Here is a 19,902-nt window from a genome sequence, read left to right as displayed (position 1 = left end):
GCGAAGGTGCGCCCGCCGTTACCAGTCCAGTTGCAGTGTGCTCTCGAATTCGCGCAGCGCCCCGCTCACAGGATCGCGAAAGCGCAAGCCGCGCGCCAGCAGCTTGAGTGGCCGCGCGTAGTCGTCGGCCTCACGCTCGCGGCGCTCGAGCAGCTCGGGATAGAACGGGTCGTTGCAGATACCGGCGCCGAGGGTGGCCATGTGCAGGCGTAGCTGGTGTTTTTTGCCACTGATGGGGGAAAGCCCGTAGCGCCACAGGTCGCCACGCCGCTCGAGCACCTCGATCAGCGTCTCGCTGTTCGGCTCGCCCTCGCCTTCGCGCATCAGGAAGAACGGCTCAGCCGGGACCATGCAAAGACTTCGGCGCAGCGGAAAGTCGAGGTGCGGCAGCGCCGGGCAGATCGCTTCGTAGCGCTTGGCGATCTCGCGCTGGCGGAACAGCGCCTGGTATGCGCCGCGGCTTTCCCGATTGGCCGAGAACAGCACCAGGCCCGCGGTGAGGCGGTCAATGCGATGAATGGGCACCAGATCGGTGTTGCCCAGCCGCTTGCACAGCCGCGCCAGCAGGGTTTCGTTGACATACTCGCCAGCCGGCATCACGGAAAGAAAATGTGGCTTGTCCGCCACCACCAGATGCTCGTCGACATGCAGGATGCGCTCCTCGAACGGCACCGGCGTCTCGTCCGGCACCTCGCGAAAGTAATGCACGCGCATGCCGACCCGGTACGGCTGGTTAGCATCGATCGGCACCATGTCCGCATCGAGCACCCGCCCGCGGGCCATGCGCTCGAGCCAGGTGGCACGGTCGATTGCCGGAAACCGAGCGCACAGGCAGTCGAGTACGCTCGACCAGTCGCCGGGAGGCAGGTGCAGGGTGCTGGGACGGGGACTCGGAGCGGACATGATGCGAAGCGCGCGGACAGGCTGGGCCGCCGATGATACTCGCTCAGTGCGCAAAGCGTGCGCTGGCCACAGGGCGCGACCAGCGCATGGTGGCAGAGCGGTGTTCAGTCTTCCTTGTCCCTGACCACTTCGCCGGTGCGGCCGTCGACCTTGAACTCATACTTCTTGCCATCCTGCTTCATGCCCTCGCCTTCCCAGCCGTCTCCATCGGCCTCGATGCCGTGCAACTCGGTATAGCCGGCGGCCCTGGCCTTCTCCACGGCCTGTTCGAGGCTGATCCAGTCGGCACCCGGCTTGTCGGCGGCAATGGCAGCACCGGAGACCAGGACTGCAACAGCGAGTGCGGCGGTCAGTGTCTTGTTGTACATCTCGGCTTTCCTTCTGTGAACCAATCGGGTCGAGCCATGGCGATGGCCCTGCCCTGATTTCGAGCGCAGCGACGCGCGATTGGTTCAGCACCTGCGCGTGTCCGGTCAGCGGCGGCGAATGACGACGATGCGCGGGTCCATCTCGCCATCGGTGAAGCGGAAATCCACTGCGTCGCCGACCGCCAGGCCAGCGAGTTGCTGCCGACTCGCCTTGAACGGCATGACCATGGCCGGCCATTTCAGCGCCGGCACCGGACCGTGGGCGATGGTGACCCGCCCCTGCTGCACGTCGATGGCGCGGATCACCCCGGTGGCGTCGAAGGCCGCCTCGGCTTCAAGGCCATCGCCGGGCGAAACCTCGTCCACCGGCGGCGGCGTGGTGGTGGGTTTGAGAAGATCTTCGGCCAGGGAGGAAGCAGCCGCCCAGAGCACTGCAACGAGCACAGCGATAAGGATTTTCATGGCATCCCCGCGGTTCGACCGGCTGCGAATGAACGATGCAGCGAAGCTTAGCCGCCGCACAGGCGTCCGCCCTCGCCCGAATGATGCATTCGGCGTGGCGCAGCGCATTCAGTTTCGTTTAAGCCGGGCCTCGTAACCTGTGAACCGTCGAAACCAACCACAGGAAATCAACACCATGAAAACCCTGACTACGCTGTTCACCGCCGCCACCCTCGCCCTGGGCGCCAACCTGGCCCTGGCCAAGGACATCGGGCCGGACGAAGCGCTGCGCCTGCGTGATGCCGGCACCATCCAGTCGTTCGAGAAACTCAACGAAGCCGCTCTGGCCAAGCATCCCGGCGCGACCGTCGAAGAGTCCGAGCTGGAAGAAGAATACGGCCGCTATATCTACCAGCTTGAATTGCGCGACGACAAAGGTGTGCAATGGGACCTGGAGCTCGACGCCAAGACCGGCGAAGTGCTGAAGGATCATCAGGACGACTGAGGCCACCCATGCGTGCCCCCCTTCTCGTAACGCTTCCACTGACCCTGCTGCTTGCCGCCACCCCGGCGGTGAGCCGCGACCTGGATCAGGACGAGGCCCTGCGGCTGCGCCGCGAGGGCCTCATCATGCCGCTGGAAACCTTGCTGCAGCGCGCCCTGGAACGTTATCCGGGGGCCAGCCTGCTGGAAGCCGAGCTGGAGGAAGAAGACGACATCTACGTTTACGAAATCGAATTGCTCACGACCGAGGGCGTCGCCCGCGAACTGGAACTGGATGCCCGCGACGGGCGCCTGCTCAAGGATGAAGAAGACTGATGCGCCTGCTCCTGGTCGAAGACAACGTTCCCCTGGCCGACGAACTGATGAGCGGTCTCGGCCGTCACGGCTACGCCACCGACTGGCTGGCCGATGGTCGCGACGCCGAATACCAGGGCGTCAGCGAGCCCTACGACCTGATCATTCTCGACCTCGGCCTGCCTGGCAAACCGGGGCTGGAAGTGCTGCGCGCCTGGCGCGCCGCCGGGGTCAGCACACCGGTGCTGATTCTTACCGCACGCGGCTCCTGGGCCGAACGCATCGACGGCCTCAAGGCCGGCGCCGATGACTACCTGACCAAACCCTTTCACCCCGAAGAATTGCAGCTGCGCATCCAGGCGCTGCTGCGGCGCGCCCACGGCCTGGCCAACCAGCCATTGCTGCAGGCAGGCGGCCTGGAACTGGACGAATCGCGCCAGAGCTGCCGCAAGGATGGTCAGGAAATAGCGCTTACCGCCGGTGAATTCCGCCTGCTGCGCTACTTCATGCTGCATCCGGGGCAGTTGCTGTCGAAGACCCAGCTGACCGAGCATCTGTACGACGCTGAAACCGAGCGCGACTCGAACGTCATCGAGGTGCATGTCAATCGCCTGCGCGGCAAGCTCGGCCGCGAACTGATCGAAACCCGCCGCGGTCAGGGCTATCGCTTCGGCAACCAGCCGTGAAATCCATCCAGCGCAGCCTGAGCCTGGCGCTGATCGCGACCCTGCTGGTGGTGGCACTGGTGCTGGTGCAGACCAGCCTCTGGCTGTTCGAGGCGAGTCTAAGACGCAGCCTGGAAACCGATCTGCGAGAGGAAACCGAGGGGCTGCTGATTGCGGTGGTCAAAGGCTCGTCTGGCGACAAGCTGGATCTTCAGCGCCTCAACCCGCGCTACCAGCGTCCGTTCTCCGGTCACTACTTCAAGATCGAGCTCCCCGGACGGACCTGGCGCTCGCGCTCGCTGTGGGACGCGACCCCGCAATGGCCGCAACAGCCGGGGCTGGCCGACGAGTTGCTGGACGGCCCACAGGGGCAGCACCTGCTGGGCTACCGCGCCGAATACCAACGCGACGGCCAGCCGATCATCATCAGCGTGGCCCAGGACTACACGCCGATCCTCGACAGTTTCGCCCGAGTGCGGCTGAGCGGCCTGGGTCTGGTCGGTTTCGCCCTGCTCGCGCTTTTGCTGCTGCAGCGTTACGCAATGGGCCTGGCGCTGAGGCCGCTGGAGCGCGCCCGCCAGCAGATCGTTCAGCTGCAACAGGGCCAGCGCCAGCAGCTCGACCAGCAGGCGCCGCAGGAACTGCAGCCGCTGGTGGAACAGATCAACCGCCTGCTGACACATACCGACGAGACCCTGCAACGCTCACGACATGCGCTGGGCAATCTCGGCCATGCGCTGAAGACGCCACTGGCCGTGCTGGGCAGCCTGATCCAGCGCGACGAGCTGAGCGCCCACCCGGAACTGCAGGCGAGCCTGCGCGAACAGTTGAACCAGATTCAACAGCGCATCAGCCGCGAACTGGGCCGTGCACGCCTGGCCGGCGACGTGCCCGGCGCGCATTTCGACTGCGACACCGAATTGCCGGCACTGCTCGAGACACTGGCGATGATCCACCGCAGCGGGCTCGAGCTGAGCTGGCATGCGCCGCCCCGATGCCGCCTGCCGCGTGACCGCGAAGACATGCTGGAGCTGCTGGGCAATCTGCTGGACAACGCCTGCAAGTGGGCGAAGCACCAGGTCGTGCTGACCATCGAACGCCGCAGCGACGGCTTCACCCTGCGGGTCGACGATGACGGCCCCGGTATCGCGCCACAGCAGCGGGAAAAGGTGATCAGTCGCGGTATCCGTCTGGACGAGACAGCCGAGGGTCACGGCTTGGGGCTGGGCATCGTCAGCGATATCCTGAGCGCCTGGCGTGGCGAGTGGAAACTCGAGGAAAGCCCGTTGGGCGGGTTGCGCGTGAGCATCGACCTGCCCGCGGCGCGCTGAGCGACGTCAATGCGGGCGGGCCAGTTCGTTACGCATGTCTTCCAGAATGGTTTCCACGAGCAGCGTGTTCTGCACCTGGTAGCCGGCCATGATCCGCGTGGCATGGGTGCCATTGATCGGATAGCCGACATGCACCACCAGCCGGCCATCTTCCTGCGGCTCGACACGCGTGCGGTATTGCGAGGTGAAGGTGTCAGCCAGATAACGGGACAGAGTCTTCATGGGCAGCTCTAGTGATGGTCTGAAACAAGGGACCCGGCCCATCGCTCGTAGATTCCAGCCGTCCATCGGGAACCATGCACCGCTCGGCAAAGCGTGAAAAACACCCGTCATCCAGGGTCGTCCCTGGCGTACGCCAACCAGGCAAAGCGCAACATCGTCATTTGCCCCGCCAGCGCCTATCGGCTGGGCATTGCCCCCAGGTCGATGTCGATCCGCCATCGCGTCGCACGAGTTGTATCACAGCGGGAACATATGTAGCGTTGCACGACACGTCGATGTGCTCGACATAGTCATGCAGCTCCTGCGCACAGGTGCACCCTGATGAAACGCAAGCAATCGATCAGCCAGATACGCTGGGACCTGGCACTGCGCTACCGCCTGATCGAAACCATCGCCTGGTGGGAGGGCCGCCTGACCACCGGTCACTTGATGCAAAGTTTCGGCATCAGCCGCCAGCAAGCGTCGAAGGATATCAATACCTACCTCAACGAGCATGCGCCGAAGAACCTGACCTATGACCGCCACCTGAAGGGCTACAAGCCGACCAGGGCATTCCAGCCGCTGTTCATCGACGGCAGCGCCAGCGCCTATCTGCACCTGCTCGACCAGAACCGTGTCCGCGCCCCGCACATCGAGGGCCTGGCGCTGGCCTACGCCCACACCGAAGTGCTGCAAGTGCCGGACCGCAGCATCCGCCCCGAAGTGCTGCGCCCGCTCCTGCAGGCCTGCCGCGAGGGGCTGCGCCTGGAAAGCGAGTACGTCTCGCTGGCCAACCCGGAGGTGGAGATCCGCGTGATGGCGCCGCATACGCTGGTCTATACCGGCATGCGCTGGCACGTGCGCGCCTATTGCGAGAAGAACCGCGAGTACCGCGACTTCGTACTCAGCCGCTTCCGCGGTGAGCCGGACCTGATGGACGCCAGCCTGCACACCCGCGAGCAGGACGACGCGTGGAATGCCGCGGTTACCGTACTGATCGAGCCGGATGCACGACTGAGCCCGGCGCAGAAGGCGATCATCGAGGTGGACTTCGGCATGGTCGACGGCCAGCTGCCAGTCGAGACCCGTGGCGCGCTGGTGCAGTACGTGCTGCAGCGGTTCGGCATCGACCCGAATACCGTGCAGGCCAATGCGGCGGCGCAGCAGTTGCAGGTGGGGAACCTGCAGGCGTTGAAGGGGTGGCTGTACTCGTGAGGGGGTGTGGAGGTGGTCTTGACCGCGAATGGCCGCTGCACCCGCGTGGGAACGGTCTTGACCGCGAAGAGAGCGGGCACGGAGCTCACGATGGGTGCGCCGCGCTTTCCTCGGCATTTAGCTCAGGTTTCGCCCTGCTGGGCGAAACCTGCACGACAAGCAGCGGCCACCTGCAAACTCGAAAATCAACCAGCTCCGCGGTCAAGTCTGCTCCCACAAGCGGTACACCCGACGCAGTTGCCCAACCCCACAGCGATTTACCCCTGCGCCCGCAAACAAAGAGCCTGAGTCCATGCGCCTGATCCACACCTCCGACTGGCACCTTGGCCAGACCCTCCACGGCCAGGACCGCGACCACGAACACGCCGCCTTCCTCGCCTGGCTGCTCGACCAGCTGGTCGCCCAGCGCGCCGACGCCCTGCTTATCGCCGGTGACGTCTTCGACACCGTGAACCCGCCGCTCAAGGCCCAGGAACGCCTTTACGACTTCATCGTCCGCGCCCACGAAAAACTGCCCCGGCTGGACATCGTGATGATCGCCGGCAACCACGACTCGGGCGGACGCATCGAACTGCCGGCACCGCTGATGAAGCGCCTCAACGCCCATGCCGTCGGCCGCATCAGCTGGGTTGCCGACGGCCAGCTGGACCACCAGCGGCTGCTGGTGCCGCTGCATGACGCCGAAGGCAACGCCGCCGCCTGGTGCCTGACCCTGCCCTTCCTGCGCCCGGCCGAAGTCACCGGAATGGAACTGGGCGACGACTATATGGGCGGTATCCGCCAGGTCCACGAGCGGCTGATCGCCGCCGCCGAGGCCGTGCGCCAGCCAGGCCAGGCGCTGCTCGCCATGAGCCACGCGCACATGGCCGGTGGCGCGGTGTCGGAGGAATCCGAGCGCAACATTGTCATCGGTAATGCCGAGGCGCTGCCGGCCAGCCTGTTTCCCGAGTCCGTCGCCTATGTCGCCCTCGGTCATCTGCACAAGCCGCAGCAGGTCGCCGGACAGGCACGCATCCGCTACAGCGGCTCGCCGCTGCCGCTGTCCTTCGCCGAGGTGAACTATCCGCATCAGGTACTGCTGGTCGAACTCGATGGCCAGGAACTGAAACAGGTCGACAGTCTGCCGGTGCCGCGCGCAGTCGAGATGATCCGTATCGGCCGTGCGCCGCTGGCCGAAGTCATCGCCGAGCTGGAGGCACTGCCACCCACCGGCCTGTTCGACGACAACCTGCCCTGGCTGGAGGTGCGAGTACAGCTCGACGAACCGCTGCCGGACTTGCGCCAGCGCATCGAAACCGCGATAACCGGCAAGGCCTGCCGACTGGTGCGCATCGCCAGCGAATACGCAGGCCGGCGTGGCGAGACGGAATCGGAGGTGCTGCTCGGCCTCGACCAGATCAGCCCGCAGGAGCTGTTCGCCCGCGCCTGGGAAGAGCAGTACGGCAACCCGGCGGATCAACAGGCGCTGGAGGATTTCGCCACGCTGCTGCAGCGGGTCGAGTTCACTGGTGAGGAGAACGATCGATGAAAATCCTCGCCATCCGTCTGAAGAACCTGGCATCGCTGGCCGGCGAGCAGGTCATCGATTTCACCGCCGAACCGTTGGCCAGCGCCGGCCTGTTCGCCATTACCGGGCCTACAGGCGCCGGCAAGAGCACCATTCTCGACGCCCTGTGCCTGGCTCTGTTCGGCAGCACGCCACGGCTGGAGGGCGTCGCCACCCAAGGAAAAGTCCCCGACGGCAGCGACGAGATCGGCAATACGGACGAGCGCAACCTGCTGCGCCGCGGCTGCGGCGCAGGTTTCGCCGAGGTGGATTTCATCGGAGTCGACGGTCACCGCTACCGCGCACGCTGGGAGGTCAGGCGCGCCAAGGAGAAGATCAACGGCAAGCTACAGGCCAGCAGCCAGAGCCTCACCGACCTGGACAGCGGTACGCTGCTGACCAGCGGCAAGAAGGGCGAGTTCAAGGAACTGCTGGAAGCGCGCCTGGGCCTGACCCTGCCCCAGTTCACTAGGGCCGTTCTCCTCGCGCAAAGTGAATTTAGCGCTTTCCTCAAAGCAAAGGATGACGAGCGCGGCACCCTGCTGGAAAAGCTCACCGACACTGGCCTCTACAGCCGCCTCGGCCAGGCTGCCTTCGAGGCCGCCAAGCAGGCGAAAGAAGACCTCTCGCGCCTGGAACAGCAGGCCGGCGGCCTGCAGCCGCTGGAGCCCGAGCAGCGTGACGTACTGGAGCGCGAACATCAGGCCCAGCTCGACGAACTGAAGAAGCTGCAGCAGCAGCTCAAGGAGCTGGAAGCGCAGCGGCAATGGCTCAGCGAACTGCAGCGCCTGGAAAACGAGCGCGACGCCGCCCGCCAGCAGCTGCAGGACGCCGAAGACGAGCGCGAAAGCCTGAGCGAGGCCAGGCGCATTCTCGACCTGTTCGAACGGCTCGCGCCGCAGCGCCATCGTTTTCTGCGTCAGCAGGAACTCGAACCCCTGCTGGGCAAGGCCGCAGCCAGCCTGAACAGCCTGCAGCGCGAAGCGACTACCCTGCAGCAGCGCCTCGACGAATTGCAGGGCCAATGCGAAACAGCCGGCAACCACCTGCGTGCGGCCGAGCAGGCCCGCCAGGATGCCGAGCCCAGGCTGGCCCAGGCACGCCGCGAAGAGGAACGCCTCGGCCATCTGAATGCCGACCTCACGTCGGTCCGCGAAGAAAGCGCCCAGGCCGATGCCGTGGCCAGCGCCGGTGAGGCAACGCTCAAGCAGCTCGGCGAACGGCAACAGCGCGCCGCCGACCAGCTCGCCACACTGACGCGGCAACTCGAAGCGAGTGCAACACTGCAACCGCTCTGTGCAGCCTGGGGCGGTTACCGTCCGCGCCTGCAACAGGCCGTGCAACTGGCCGCGCGCCTGCAACAGGGCCAGAGTGAACTCCCGGCGCTGGAAGCACAGGCCAAGGCTGCCGAAACCCGGCAAAGCCTCGCGCGCGAGGCGCTGGACAGCCTGCAAGGCGAGCGCGACAGCGACGTCGGGCTGGCCGAACAGCTGGCCCGGCTGCATCGCCAACTCGACGAATGGCGCCAGGCCGAGCGCGAAACCGATACGCTGCAACAACTCTGGTCACAGCAGCTCACGCTCACCGCCAGCCAGCGCGAGCTGGCCGATGCCCACCGCCGCCAGCAGGCCGAACTGGAAAGCCTGGTGCCGCTGGGCAAACAGGTCCGCAGCGAACGCGATATCGCCGAGCAGGCGCTCAGGGTCACCCTCGCGCTGCTCGAACGTCAGCGCCTGGCGCGCAGCGAGAATGTCGAGGCGCTGCGCGCGGCGCTGGTCCCCGGCGAGCCCTGCCCGGTCTGCGGCAGCGATGAACATCCCTGGCAGCATACCGATGCGCTGGTCGCCAGTCTCGACCGGCACGACGACAGCGAGGCCGCGCGCGCGCAGCAGGCGCTGCAGGCACAGGATCAGCGTCTGCAGGAGCTGCGTGATCGCCACGTCGCGCTCAGCACCCAGTTGCGCCAGACGCAACAGCGCCAGGGCGAAGTCGACGCTCAATTGCAGGCACTGGCTCCACGCCTGCTCACCCTGCCTGCCCACGCCCATCTGCTCCAGCAGCCGGAAGCGCAGCGTTCGCAGTGGCTGGAGGATCAACTGGCAACCCTGAAGGAGCAGATCGGCAGCGCCAGCCAGCGTCAGCAGCAGCTACTCGCCCTGCAACAGCGCAGCGAAACCCTGCAGCAGGCCTGGCAAGCGGCACGCGAAGCCTGTATCGAGGCGACCCAGCGGCTCGCCCGCCAGCGCGATGCCCTCGCCCGTGATAGCCACCAGCTTGACGAAGAGCTGCAAGCCTTCGCCGAACTGCTGCCGGCCGAGCAGGTGCAGCGCTGGCGCGACAACCCCGCGCAGACCTTCATGCAGCTGGACGCCAGCATCGCCACCCGCCTGCAGCAGCTGCAGGAGCAGGCCGAACTGGCTGAGGAACTGCGCCAGTGCGATCAGCGCCTTGGCGATGAGCAGTTGCAGCAGCACCATCGCCAGGAGAAACAGGCGGGCTGCAGTACACGACTCGCCGAGCGCGAGAAGCTGCTGCTGGCCTGCCAGCAGGCGCTGCGTACCAGCCTTGGCGAACAGACCAGCGCCAGCACCTGGCAACAGCAGCTCGACATGGCCATCCAGACCACCCGCCAAAGCCAGGCAGAAATCGACCGGCAGCTCAACGAGGGCCAGCTGGCGCTGACGCGCCTGCACGGCGAGCAGCAGAACTGCCGCCAGCGTCACACCGAACTGGAGCAGGAACGCGACGCGCTGGCGACCGAGCTTACGAGCTGGCGCACCCGCCATCCGCAGCTGGACGACGCCACCCTCGCCCAGCTGCTGCATATGGATGACCCGTTGCTCGCCGAGGCGCGCCAGCGCCTGCAGCAGAACGGCGAAGCCCTGACCCGTTGCCACGAACGGCTCGACGGCTGCCTCAGCCGCCTGAAGATACATGAACAGCAGCAGGCCGAAACGCCGGACGCCGAACAGCTGCAGCAGCGCCATGCCGGGCAACTGCAGCAGTGCGAGCAAGCCGATCAGCGCTGCGCTGAAACCCGCGCCAGGCTGATCGACGATGACAAACGTCGCAGCCAGAGCCAGGCGTTGCTCGCCCAGATCGATGCCGCGCGGGCCGAGCACCAGCGCTGGGGGCGCATCGCCGCGCTGATCGGCTCCAGCGACGGCGGTGCCTTCCGCAAGATCGCCCAGGCCTACAACCTCGACCTGCTGGTGCAGCACGCCAATGTGCAGTTGCGCCAGCTGGCCCGGCGCTATCGGCTCAAGCGCGGCGGCAGCCCACTGGGGCTGCTGGTGATGGATACCGAGATGGGCGACGAGCTGCGCTCGGTACACTCGCTGTCCGGCGGCGAAACCTTCCTCGTCTCGCTGGCGCTGGCGCTGGGCCTGGCCTCGATGGCGTCGAGCAAGCTGAAGATCGAGTCGCTGTTCATCGACGAGGGCTTCGGCAGCCTCGACCCCGAGTCGCTGCAGATCGCCATGGACGCGCTGGATTCGCTGCAGGCCCAGGGCCGCAAGGTGGCGGTGATCAGTCATGTGGCGGAAATGCACGAGCGCATCCCGGTGCAGATCCAGGTGCAGCGCCAGGGCAACGGCCAGAGTGCGCTGCGGATCGTCGGCGGCATGGTGTAGCTGATCGTTTACAGAGCGCAGTTTGGCGGGACGTGCAGCCCGAGGAGCGAAGCGACGAAGCCCAACATGTTCGTGCCCCAAACTTGCGACAGTCCATCTCGAACATGCGCTGGGGCTCTGGGCAGGCCTGCGGCCTGCATCGCCGCGAGGGCGCGCCTCCTACGGACTCTGCGTGGCTGGCCGCCGGTGTGGGAGACCGCTTGCGATCCCTGTGGGGGGCCCAATGACGGGCCGCCACGCCGATGTGGCAGGTCATTGCGCGCTTTCGTCCGCTTGTGTTTCAGCGCGCCCGGCCGTAAGGTTCGCGCGTTTTTCTTATCCGCCCAGGTGTGCACGACCGCAAGGTCGGCATTAAACGGGAAGCCGGTGCGCTCGCAAGAGCAAGGCCGGCGCTGCCCCCGCAACGGTAATCGACCGCGATCCTTGGGATCGCCGTCCGCTCGACAGCCACTGTGTTCCGGCACGGGAAGGTGAGCGTGATGCGCGTCGAAAGCCCGGAGACCGGCCTGGCGGATTCGACTGGTGTTGCGGAGGGCAGCACCGTCAAGCGCTGCTGCCCGTCATCCCCGCGCTTGTTCCTGCCCTCCTCAAAAGTCTGCGATCTTTTGAGGAATTCCAAGAATGAAACTATCCCGACTTGCTCTCGCCGTGGCGCTGTTGCCAGGCATGCAGGTGTTTGCTGTTGAGCTGACGCGCGACGAAGCGCTGAAGCTGTCCGATACGGTGGTTTCCGCGAACCGCGAACCGCAGCGCCGCAGCCAGACCCCGGCGGCCACCACCGTTTTCAACCGAGACGATATCGAGCGGTTGCAGGTACGCAGCGTTGCCGAGCTACTGGAGCGCGTGCCGGGCGTAAGCGTCGCCCGTACCGGCGGAGCGGGGAGTCTTACCAGCCTGTTCATGCGCGGCACGGCCAGCACCCAGACCCTGGTTCTGGTCGACGGTCAGCGTATCGCTGCAGCGTCCAGTGGCACCAACAGCCTCGAATTCCTCAGCCCCGATCAGATCGAACGGATCGAAGTCGTGCGCGGCCCGCGGTCTGCGCTATATGGCTCGGATGCTATCGGCGGGGTGGTGCAGATCTTCACTCGCCAAAGCAGCGGTCAGGGTCTTGCACCTGAGGGCCGCTTCGGCGTGGGAAGCAACGGCACCTTCGAACGCAGCCTGGACCTCTCCGGAGGCAATGGCCAGACTCGCTTCAACTTGGGGGCCGCGCTGGATGAAACCCAAAGTATCGACGCCACGCGCGATAGCTTCGGCGCCAATGGCGATGACGACGCTTACCGCAATCGCTCGCTTAGCCTGAACCTTGCGCACCGCTTCAATGATTCTGTCGAAGTCGGCATGAGCGCAATTGATCAGCGGGGTGAGAACGAATTCGACGACCTGGGCGGCATATCCAAACCGACCACGGATTTCCAGCTGAGCAGCACCTCCGGGTTCGTTGCTGCCGAGCTTAATGATGCCTGGAACAGCCGCCTCGAAGTCGGACACAGCGAGGATAAGCGGGACACCGGAAACGACACCCCACAGGCTCCTGCCTATATGTTTTACCGCTACTCGACCTATCGTGACTCGGCCAGCTGGGTAAACACGCTTCAACTCGCCCCAGCTCATCAGTTGTTGCTCGGCGCCGATTGGCATGAGGACCAACTGCACAGTTCGAGCGCCTTTGCCCAGGACTCCCGTTGGAATCAGGCAGCCTTCATCCAGCACCGCTATACCGGCAACGCGTTCTCTACAGAGATTGGCCTGCGCCACGACAAGAACGAGCAGTACGGCAGCGAAAACACTTGGAACGCGGCGCTTACCGTACCGCTGGATACCCGTAACGACGTGGTCGTGTCCTACAGCGAGGGATTCCGCGCCCCAACATTCAACGAACTGTATGACTCGTGGTACGGGAATCCTGACCTTGCACCTGAAAAATCCAAGAGCTACGAGCTCCAGTGGCGCAACCGCTATAGCGAAAGCGGCTCGCTGGAATTGTCGCTGTACCGCACTGACATTGAGGACGCCATCGTCTCGGACGCTTTCTGGATTCCTCAGAATGTCCAGACCGCGCGGATCAATGGCCTGGAGGCCACTCTCCAGCAGGATCTGTTCGGTTGGCAGGCCAGCCTCGCCGCCGGCCTCATCGACCCTCGCGATCGCGATAGCGGTCATACACTCGCCCGTCGCGCCAAGCGCACGCTGAGCCTGGACCTGGACCGTCAACTTGGCGCGTTTTCGGTAGGCGCCAGCTGGAGAGCCGTCAGCGGTCGCTACGACGACGCGGACAACGAAATCGAAATGGGCGGGTATGGCTTAGTGGGGTTGCGTGGCAGCTGGCGTGCCAATCAGGAGCTCAAACTCGACCTGAAGCTGGATAACCTGTTCGACAAGGACTACGCCGAAGCGACCTACAGCACCGCCAACGGCCGCTACGGGTACAACATCGAAGGCCGCACGGCGCTGCTCGCCGTCACCTGGACGCCCTCGCTCTAATCGCATCTACCGGCGCGCCCGCTCAGGGCGCTGCCGCCATCACCTCGCAGAGTTTCCCGATCGCCCCGAGCATCTGGAAGCTCGGCCGCTCCAGCCCCTTGTCAGGCACTTCCAGCAGTCGCCCATCGCGCACGGCGCTGAGCTGCGGCCAGGCCTTCCACTCGTCCAGTTGCGCGCCAGTTCCGGCCAGGATCACCTCCGGATCGCGGGCGAGTACGGCCTCGATGCTGACCTGCGGTGCCGCCAGGGTCAGGTCGGCGAAGACGTTCTGTCCGCCGCATACCTCGATCGCTTCGCTGATGATCTGCCGGCCACCCAGGGTATACAGCGGGCGATTCCATATCTGGTAGAACACCCGCAGCGGCTCGGCCCGCGTGTAATTGCTGCGCAACTCGGCGAGGCCTGAACGAAAGCGCTCGGCCAGTCGTTCGCCTTGTTCGGCGCGGCCTACGGCATTACCCACCACAACGAACTGCTCGGCCAGCCCTTCGAGGCGGGTTTGCTCGACGACCAGGACGGGAATACCGAATTGGCGCAGCTGCTCACGCTGGCTCCGCGGCACGCTGTCCGGCCAGAGCAGGACCAGATCGGGACGCAGGCTGAGCAGGGTTTCCATCTCCACCTGGCCGTAGCGGCCGACCGAAGGCACCGACTGCAGCGCCGGCGGACGTTCGCCGCCATCCAGCACGCCGACCAGCCGGTCGGCGGCATCGAGTTCGAGCATGATTTCGCTGAGCGATGGCGCCAGACTCACCACCCGCTGCGTGGCGAGCGCCGGCTGTGTCACCAGGCACACCAGGGCGGCGAGCAGCAGGCGGCGGATCAATGCAGTTGCCGCGGAATGCGATAGAGCACCAGCAGCACCAGACTGCCGAACACCAGCAGCAGGCGGGCAACCGGCTCCATGCCGAATAGCGCACCCGCAGCGCCGAACCAGGCCGGTAACGAGGCGATCAGCAGGCCGCGACGGCGCACGCGACGCAGATCATTCCAGGCATCGCACTCTGCCGGGCCGTTCAGTGCCTGCTCGGTGGCGATCAGCGCATGTTTGAACCGGGTGAAGGCCCGCAGGCTGAAGAACAGCGAGACCAGGCCTGCAGCGAAGAGTGGCAGCCCCCAATCGGCGAACACCACTGAGGTGCGGCCGAGCACCAGTGCCGGCAGTACCATCAGCAGCGTATGCAGCCAGCCGTCACGCGCAAGCTGGCGAAGGGCGGCGGCTCGCGTCACGACTGCTCGGCTTCGCCCTGGTGGATCTCGCCGAGCATGTGGCCGAGCTTGCCGGCCTTGGTGGCGAGGTACTTGCGGTTGTGCGGGTTGTGCGCGATCTGCAGCGGCTTGCGCTCGGCCACGCGAATGCCGAAGCCCTGCAGCGCCTTGACCTTGCGCGGGTTGTTGGTCATCAGCTTGATCTCGCCGATGCCCAGGTGCTCGAGCATCGGCAGACAGATGGCGTAATCACGCATGTCCGGGGCGAAGCCCAGGCGCTCGTTGGCCTCGACGGTATCGGCACCGGCATCCTGCAGTTCATAGGCGCGAATCTTGTTCAGCAGGCCAATGCCACGGCCCTCCTGGCGCAGGTAGAGCAACACGCCACGGCCTTCATCGGCAATCGCGCGCAACGCCGCTTCCAGCTGGAAGCCGCAGTCACAGCGCAGGCTGAACAACGCATCGCCGGTCAGGCACTCGGAATGCAGGCGCCCCAGTACCGGCTGGCCGTCGGCCACGTCGCCCAGGGTCAGCGCGACATGCTCCTTGCCAGTGTCCTGATCGAGAAAACCATGCATGGTGAACACGCCGAACGGCGTCGGCAGTTGAGAAGCGGCGACGAACACGACAGACACGGGCGGAAATCCCAGGCGGCAGAAAAGCGGACATTGTAACACCAACTAAAGGCGAATCTGGCTGGAGAGTTTGGCCGTCGACCGCGCCTATCGTGCCGCCAGGAAGCCGCTCAGGAGGTTTTCGACTCCAGCACCAGCACGCCCTGCTCCTCGCGCCAGCTGACACGGCCGAGGAAACTCATGCCGAGCAGCGCGTCAGTGGGCGAACCGCCCTCGACGACGACCGCTTCCACGCCGATCACCTCGATCGCGCCGACCTTGACGCTGTTGAGATGCACGCGCCAGGCCTTCGCCGTACCGCTGGCGGTGCTCACCACCATGGGCCGACCGTTGACGCGGTAGTCGATGCCCAGGCGACGGGCCTGATGTTCGTTGATCGCCACCGAGGTGGCGCCGGTATCGACGAGAAACTGGATCGGCTGGCCGTTGATCGCACCGGCAATCCAGTAATGGCCGCCGCTGCCCTTGGCCACGCTCAGCTGGGCCTTGCTTGGCGCCGCGTAGGCGCCGCTGTATTCGCGGCTCAGGTTGTAATGGCGCTCGACGCCGTCGACGCGCAGCACCGCACCACTGGCATCGGCACTCACCACCTGGACGCCGCCGGGGCCGGTCTGGCCGACCCTGACCAGCTTGCGTTGACCGTCGACATTGACCACCGCAGCGCCAGGGAACAGCCCGACCACTTGCACCATGGACGCGGCCTGCGCGAGTGCAGGCAGCAGCAACAGGCTGGCGAACAGTACGGAGACGCTACGCATGGCTATTTCTTCCTCGACATCAGGCCCTGAGCCGGACGCCGATCATGCTTCAATGGCCGGCCGCCTGCAGCGACCGGACGCACAATCAAACCAACAGCGCGACCAGCCCCTGCATGACCGCCCAGGCCGCGACGCCGGCGAGGATATCGTCGAGCATGATCCCCACCCCGCCATGGATATGCCGATCGACCCAGCTGATCGGCCAGGGCTTGGCGATGTCCATCACGCGAAACACCACGAAACCGAGCAGCATCCAGTACCAGCCTTCCGGCACCAGCCAGAAGGTAATCCAGATGCCGACGAACTCATCCCAGACGATCCCTTCGTGGTCGTGCACGCCGAGTTCGCACGCCACCTTGCCGCACAGCCAGATACCGAACAGCATGGTCACGCCGAGCATCAGCAGATAGCCCCAGCCCGGCAGCGACTGCCACAGCGGCACGAACGGCAGCGCCACCAGCGAGCCCCAGGTACCCGGCGCCCTGGGCATCAGCCCGGAGCCGAAGCCGAACGCCAGGTTATGCCAGGGATTGGACCAGACCAGGGTTTGCGGCTTGGCCGCGACCGGCAAGGAGTCAGTCAAAACAGCGTTCCTTCTCGGATCGGAGGCGTGCGGCTACAGGCCTGCAACAACCCTCATGCATTGAAATGGTTGTAGCCACGTTCGGACACGGCCACCTCGTTACCTGCCGCATCGATCAACTGCACGCCCTGCCCGGCCGTCACCCGGCCGATGACATGCACCGGCCAGCCGGCGGCCTGCAGCGGTGCCACCTCGGCAGGCGGCAGGGTGAACGCCAGCAAGTAGTCATCCCCGCCAGCCAGCGCACAGCGCAATGCTTCGGATTCACCGGCGAAACGGCGCAACGGCGCGGACAGCGGCAACCGCTCGCGCTCGATGTGCAGGGCGACCCCCGAAGCCACGGCGACATGGCCGCAATCGGCCAGCAGCCCGTCGGAGATATCCAGCGCCGCCGTCGCCCTGCCGCGTAGCGCCTCACCCAGGGCCAGTTGCGGTTGTGGTGACCAGTAGCGCGCCAGCAGATGTTCGGCGATGTCTGCCTCGGCTTCGGCCTGGCGCAGCACCAGGGGCAATGCCCCGGCCGCCTCGCCGAGCACACCGCCCACGCAGAGCAGATCGCCAATCTGAGCACCGGCACGAGTCAGTGCCTGACCGGCAGGGACTCGACCGAATACGGTGACGGTCAGGCTCAGCGGGCCACGGGTGGTGTCGCCGCCAATCAGACGCAGGCTGCAGTCGAGCGCCATGGCATCCAGTCCGCGGGCGAGTTCCGCCAGCCAGAGTGGATCTCCGCCCGGCAGGGTCAGCGCGAGGGTGAAGCCGATGGGTGTGGCGCCCATCGCGGCAAGATCGCTGGCGGCCACGGCCAACGAACGCTGGCCGAGCAGGAAGGGATCGCAGGGATCGGGGAAATGCACCCCGGCGACCAGGGTATCGGTAGAGACGGCCAGTTGCTCGCCGGCCGGGATCTGCAGCAGGGCACAATCGTCGCCGATGCCGAGAACGACTTCGCCGCCAGCCCTGGCGCAAGCGGCGGCGGCGAAGTAGTGACGGATCAGCTCGAACTCACCCAACAAGGCGAGCAGCCCTCAACGCTTGTGGTTGCGCACTTCGGCGCTGCGCAGCGAAGGGGCCAGCTTGTCCAGCACGCCGTTGACGAACTTGTGCCCGTCGGTGGCGCCATAGACCTTGGCCAGCTCGATGCCTTCGTTGATCACCACACGATAAGGCACGTCGATGCGCTGCATCAGCTCGTAGGTGGACAGGCGCAGGATCGCCAGTTCCACCGGATCGAGTTCCTCCAGCGGACGGTCGAGATTCGGCGCGATGGCACCGTCGACTTCGCTCTTGCTCCGCGCGACACCGGTCAGCAGCTCATGGAAATAACTGCCGTCCACGCCGGAGAAATCGTTGTCGACGCGGAACTGCGCTTCGATCTCGTTCAGGCTCTGACCGGCCATGTGCCACTGATACAGCGCCTGCATCGCCAGGCTGCGGGCAACCCGGCGCGTGGCGATCTTGCCTTTGGCCTTGGGCTGCGGTGCGTCCTGGCTATCGTCGTGATTCAGGCTCACTTCGCCTCCAGCTGCGACAGCAGGCTGACCATTTCCAGCGCGGAGAGTGCGGCTTCGGCGCCCTTGTTGCCGGCCTTGGTGCCGGAGCGCTCGATGGCCTGCTCGATGGAATCGACGGTCAGCACGCCGAAGGCGACCGGCACACCGAACTCCATGGAAACCTGGGCCAGGCCCTTGGTGCATTCGCCGGCGACGTATTCGAAATGCGGGGTGCCGCCACGGATGACGGCGCCCAGGGCGACGATCGCATCGTATTCACCCTGCTGCGCGACTTTCTGCGCGACCAGCGGAATCTCGAAGGCACCCGGTGCACGGATGATGGTGATGTCGTTCTCGCTGACGCCGTGGCGAACCAGCGCGTCGACCGCGCCGCTGACCAGGCTTTCGACGACGAAACTGTTGAAGCGGCCTACGACCAGGGCGTATTTGCCCTGCGGGGCGATGAAGGTTCCTTCGATGGTCTTCAGGGGCATGGGTGCTTTCTCATCTCTTTAAAGAACGAAGGCGCCGCGAACTACGCGGCGCCTCTGATTATTCGGCCGGGAGGTATTCTACAACTTCCAGATCAAAGCCGGATATCGCGTTGAACTTCATCGGCGAGCTCATCAGGCGCATCTTGCGTACGCCCAGATCGCGGAGGATCTGCGAGCCCGCGCCGACGGTGCTGTAGGTAGCCGGGGTCGGCGGCTGCTGGCGGGTCAGCTGCGACAGCAACTGCGGGCCGGTCAGCGGATTGCCGAGCAGCAGCACCACGCCCTTGCCGGCCTTGGCCACCTCGCTCATCGCGGCGCGCAGGCTCCAGCGGCCCGGCACGGTGACCAGCAGCAGATCGCGCAGCGGCTCCATGTTATGCACGCGCACCAGCGTCGGCTCCTCGGGGCAAATGTCTCCGCGGGTCAGCGCCATGTGCACGGTGTCCTCGACGCCGTCGCGATAGGTGACCAGCTTGAACTGGCCCAGCTCGGTATCCAGCGGTTGCTCGGAAACCCGCTCGACCGTGCGTTCGTGGATCATGCGGTAGTGGATCAGGTCGGCGATGGTGCCGATCTTCAGCCCGTGCTGTTCGGCGAAGAGTTCCAGCTCCGGACGGCGCGCCATGGTGCCGTCGTCGTTCATGACTTCGCAGATCACCCCGGACGGCTCAAGACCGGCCATGCGCGCCAGATCACAGGCGGCCTCGGTGTGGCCGGCACGCGCCAGCACACCACCGGGCTGGGCCATCAGCGGGAAGATATGGCCGGGGCTGACGATGTCCTCGGCCTTGACGTTCTTCGCCACCGCTGCCTGCACGGTACGCGCACGGTCGGCGGCGGAAATGCCGGTGGTCACGCCTTCGGCCGCTTCGATGGAGACGGTGAACTTGGTGCCGAAGCCCGAACCGTTGCGCGGTGCCATCAGCGGCAGCTTGAGCAGCTCGCAGCGCTCGCGGGTCATGGGCATGCAGATCAGGCCGCGGGCGAAGCGCGCCATGAAGTTGATGTGTTCGGCGGTGACGCATTCGGAGGCGATGATGATGTCGCCTTCGTTCTCGCGGTCCTCGTCATCCATGAGGATGACCATCTTGCCGGCGCGGATGTCTTCGATCAGTTCTTCAGCGGTGTTGAGCGCCATTGGGC

General features: G+C 65.5%; 21 protein-coding genes and 1 riboswitch. Of the genes, 8 read left to right on the top strand and 13 right to left on the bottom strand.

The window, feature by feature from the left end:
• Positions 1 to 18: 18 nt before the first annotated feature.
• The 3 genes from B597_RS40890 to B597_RS40880 all read right to left on the bottom strand — a co-directional run bounded on the left by B597_RS40890 (position 19) and on the right by B597_RS40880 (position 1,733).
• Complete coding sequence (locus B597_RS40890; RefSeq protein WP_024162385.1) at positions 19 to 903, bottom strand: pseudouridine synthase; 885 nt, start codon at positions 901 to 903, stop codon at positions 19 to 21.
• 104 nt (positions 904 to 1,007) lie between these two features.
• Positions 1,008 to 1,271, bottom strand: coding sequence for a PepSY domain-containing protein (locus B597_RS40885; protein ID WP_003292258.1), 264 nt, complete (start codon positions 1,269 to 1,271; stop codon positions 1,008 to 1,010).
• Between the two features lie 105 nt (positions 1,272 to 1,376).
• Positions 1,377 to 1,733, bottom strand: coding sequence for a copper-binding protein (locus tag B597_RS40880; RefSeq protein ID WP_003292257.1), 357 nt, complete (start codon positions 1,731 to 1,733; stop codon positions 1,377 to 1,379).
• Positions 1,734 to 1,908: 175 nt separating this feature from the next.
• On the opposite strand from B597_RS40880, the gene B597_RS40875 reads away from it, so the two are divergent.
• From B597_RS40875 to B597_RS40860, 4 genes are read left to right on the top strand one after another with little or no spacing between them, the layout of a single operon-like run.
• Complete coding sequence (locus B597_RS40875; protein ID WP_003292256.1) at positions 1,909 to 2,217, top strand: PepSY domain-containing protein; 309 nt, start codon at positions 1,909 to 1,911, stop codon at positions 2,215 to 2,217.
• A gap of 8 nt (positions 2,218 to 2,225) precedes the next feature.
• On the top strand, positions 2,226 to 2,531 hold the full coding sequence (locus B597_RS40870) for a PepSY domain-containing protein (protein WP_003292255.1): 306 nt from the start codon (positions 2,226 to 2,228) through the stop codon (positions 2,529 to 2,531).
• Positions 2,531 to 3,196, top strand: a complete 666-nt coding sequence (locus B597_RS40865) for a response regulator transcription factor (RefSeq protein ID WP_003292254.1) — start codon at positions 2,531 to 2,533, stop codon at positions 3,194 to 3,196. Before B597_RS40870 ends, B597_RS40865 begins: the two co-directional genes overlap by 1 nt.
• A complete protein-coding gene (locus tag B597_RS40860; RefSeq protein WP_003292253.1) occupies positions 3,193 to 4,506 on the top strand; it encodes a sensor histidine kinase in 1,314 nt (437 codons plus the stop codon). The genes B597_RS40865 and B597_RS40860 overlap by 4 nt, the downstream gene beginning before the upstream one ends.
• A gap of 6 nt (positions 4,507 to 4,512) precedes the next feature.
• On the opposite strand, the gene B597_RS40855 is transcribed toward B597_RS40860, so the two are convergent.
• The gene (locus B597_RS40855; RefSeq protein ID WP_003292252.1) at positions 4,513 to 4,728 is read right to left on the bottom strand and encodes a hypothetical protein; all 216 of its coding nucleotides are present in this window, start codon (positions 4,726 to 4,728) and stop codon (positions 4,513 to 4,515) included.
• A 321-nt stretch (positions 4,729 to 5,049) separates the two neighbouring features.
• Here B597_RS40855 and B597_RS40850 point away from each other — a divergent pair, with 321 nt between their 5' ends.
• The 4 genes from B597_RS40850 to B597_RS40835 all read left to right on the top strand — a co-directional run bounded on the left by B597_RS40850 (position 5,050) and on the right by B597_RS40835 (position 13,587).
• The gene (locus B597_RS40850; RefSeq protein ID WP_003292251.1) at positions 5,050 to 5,922 is read left to right on the top strand and encodes a helix-turn-helix transcriptional regulator; all 873 of its coding nucleotides are present in this window, start codon (positions 5,050 to 5,052) and stop codon (positions 5,920 to 5,922) included.
• Positions 5,923 to 6,214: 292 nt separating this feature from the next.
• Complete coding sequence (locus tag B597_RS40845) at positions 6,215 to 7,450, top strand: exonuclease SbcCD subunit D C-terminal domain-containing protein (protein ID WP_003292250.1); 1,236 nt, start codon at positions 6,215 to 6,217, stop codon at positions 7,448 to 7,450.
• Positions 7,447 to 11,100: an AAA family ATPase gene (locus B597_RS40840; protein WP_003292249.1), complete on the top strand. Its 3,654-nt coding sequence runs from the start codon at positions 7,447 to 7,449 to the stop codon at positions 11,098 to 11,100. Before B597_RS40845 ends, B597_RS40840 begins: the two co-directional genes overlap by 4 nt.
• Positions 11,101 to 11,408: 308 nt before the next feature.
• Positions 11,409 to 11,625: riboswitch (cobalamin riboswitch) on the top strand.
• A gap of 96 nt (positions 11,626 to 11,721) precedes the next feature.
• Complete coding sequence (locus tag B597_RS40835; RefSeq protein WP_003292248.1) at positions 11,722 to 13,587, top strand: TonB-dependent receptor domain-containing protein; 1,866 nt, start codon at positions 11,722 to 11,724, stop codon at positions 13,585 to 13,587.
• Between the two features lie 22 nt (positions 13,588 to 13,609).
• Here B597_RS40835 and B597_RS40830 read toward each other — a convergent pair whose 3' ends face one another.
• The 9 genes from B597_RS40830 to ribBA form a co-directional block, all read right to left on the bottom strand.
• Positions 13,610 to 14,410, bottom strand: coding sequence for a cobalamin-binding protein (locus B597_RS40830; protein ID WP_024162384.1), 801 nt, complete (start codon positions 14,408 to 14,410; stop codon positions 13,610 to 13,612).
• On the bottom strand, positions 14,410 to 14,817 hold the full coding sequence (locus B597_RS40825; protein WP_003292246.1) for a hypothetical protein: 408 nt from the start codon (positions 14,815 to 14,817) through the stop codon (positions 14,410 to 14,412). The genes B597_RS40830 and B597_RS40825 overlap by 1 nt, the downstream gene beginning before the upstream one ends.
• Positions 14,814 to 15,431, bottom strand: a complete 618-nt coding sequence (gene ribA / locus B597_RS40820) for a GTP cyclohydrolase II (RefSeq protein ID WP_003292245.1) — start codon at positions 15,429 to 15,431, stop codon at positions 14,814 to 14,816. The genes B597_RS40825 and ribA overlap by 4 nt, the downstream gene beginning before the upstream one ends.
• Positions 15,432 to 15,541: 110 nt before the next feature.
• Entirely contained in the window at positions 15,542 to 16,189 is a 648-nt protein-coding gene (locus B597_RS40815) for a retropepsin-like aspartic protease family protein (protein WP_003292243.1), read from the bottom strand.
• 85 nt (positions 16,190 to 16,274) lie between these two features.
• The gene (locus tag B597_RS40810) at positions 16,275 to 16,772 is read right to left on the bottom strand and encodes a phosphatidylglycerophosphatase A family protein (protein WP_003292242.1); all 498 of its coding nucleotides are present in this window, start codon (positions 16,770 to 16,772) and stop codon (positions 16,275 to 16,277) included.
• A gap of 53 nt (positions 16,773 to 16,825) precedes the next feature.
• Positions 16,826 to 17,788 (bottom strand): thiamine-phosphate kinase, encoded by a 963-nt coding sequence (gene thiL / locus B597_RS40805; RefSeq protein ID WP_031323696.1) that lies wholly within the window; start codon positions 17,786 to 17,788, stop codon positions 16,826 to 16,828.
• A 12-nt stretch (positions 17,789 to 17,800) separates the two neighbouring features.
• Positions 17,801 to 18,286, bottom strand: a complete 486-nt coding sequence (gene nusB / locus B597_RS40800) for a transcription antitermination factor NusB (RefSeq protein ID WP_003292240.1) — start codon at positions 18,284 to 18,286, stop codon at positions 17,801 to 17,803.
• Positions 18,283 to 18,759, bottom strand: coding sequence for a 6,7-dimethyl-8-ribityllumazine synthase (ribE, locus tag B597_RS40795; RefSeq protein ID WP_003289143.1), 477 nt, complete (start codon positions 18,757 to 18,759; stop codon positions 18,283 to 18,285). The genes nusB and ribE overlap by 4 nt, the downstream gene beginning before the upstream one ends.
• A 58-nt stretch (positions 18,760 to 18,817) precedes the next feature.
• Complete coding sequence (ribBA, locus tag B597_RS40790; protein WP_003292239.1) at positions 18,818 to 19,897, bottom strand: bifunctional 3,4-dihydroxy-2-butanone-4-phosphate synthase/GTP cyclohydrolase II; 1,080 nt, start codon at positions 19,895 to 19,897, stop codon at positions 18,818 to 18,820.
• Between the last annotated feature and the right edge of the window lie 5 nt (positions 19,898 to 19,902).

This window comes from Stutzerimonas stutzeri KOS6 (assembly GCF_000307775.2).
GTDB lineage: Bacteria > Pseudomonadota > Gammaproteobacteria > Pseudomonadales > Pseudomonadaceae > Stutzerimonas > Stutzerimonas stutzeri_B.
Note: the sequence above shows the minus strand (reverse complement) of the source record. Positions and strands in the feature narration are given on the sequence as shown.

Coding starts and splice junctions, on each gene's coding strand:
- B597_RS40845 (WP_003292250.1), top strand. CDS start 6,215: ATGCGCCTGATCCACACCTCCGACTGGCACCTTGGCCAGACCCTCCAC.
- B597_RS40885 (WP_003292258.1), bottom strand. CDS start 1,271: ATGTACAACAAGACACTGACCGCCGCACTCGCTGTTGCAGTCCTGGTC.
- B597_RS40850 (WP_003292251.1), top strand. CDS start 5,050: ATGAAACGCAAGCAATCGATCAGCCAGATACGCTGGGACCTGGCACTG.
- ribE (WP_003289143.1), bottom strand. CDS start 18,759: ATGCCCCTGAAGACCATCGAAGGAACCTTCATCGCCCCGCAGGGCAAA.
- B597_RS40840 (WP_003292249.1), top strand. CDS start 7,447: ATGAAAATCCTCGCCATCCGTCTGAAGAACCTGGCATCGCTGGCCGGC.
- B597_RS40855 (WP_003292252.1), bottom strand. CDS start 4,728: ATGAAGACTCTGTCCCGTTATCTGGCTGACACCTTCACCTCGCAATAC.
- B597_RS40835 (WP_003292248.1), top strand. CDS start 11,722: ATGAAACTATCCCGACTTGCTCTCGCCGTGGCGCTGTTGCCAGGCATG.
- B597_RS40890 (WP_024162385.1), bottom strand. CDS start 903: ATGTCCGCTCCGAGTCCCCGTCCCAGCACCCTGCACCTGCCTCCCGGC.
- B597_RS40865 (WP_003292254.1), top strand. CDS start 2,531: ATGCGCCTGCTCCTGGTCGAAGACAACGTTCCCCTGGCCGACGAACTG.
- B597_RS40880 (WP_003292257.1), bottom strand. CDS start 1,733: ATGAAAATCCTTATCGCTGTGCTCGTTGCAGTGCTCTGGGCGGCTGCT.
- B597_RS40875 (WP_003292256.1), top strand. CDS start 1,909: ATGAAAACCCTGACTACGCTGTTCACCGCCGCCACCCTCGCCCTGGGC.
- B597_RS40870 (WP_003292255.1), top strand. CDS start 2,226: ATGCGTGCCCCCCTTCTCGTAACGCTTCCACTGACCCTGCTGCTTGCC.
- B597_RS40815 (WP_003292243.1), bottom strand. CDS start 16,189: ATGCGTAGCGTCTCCGTACTGTTCGCCAGCCTGTTGCTGCTGCCTGCA.
- ribBA (WP_003292239.1), bottom strand. CDS start 19,897: ATGGCGCTCAACACCGCTGAAGAACTGATCGAAGACATCCGCGCCGGC.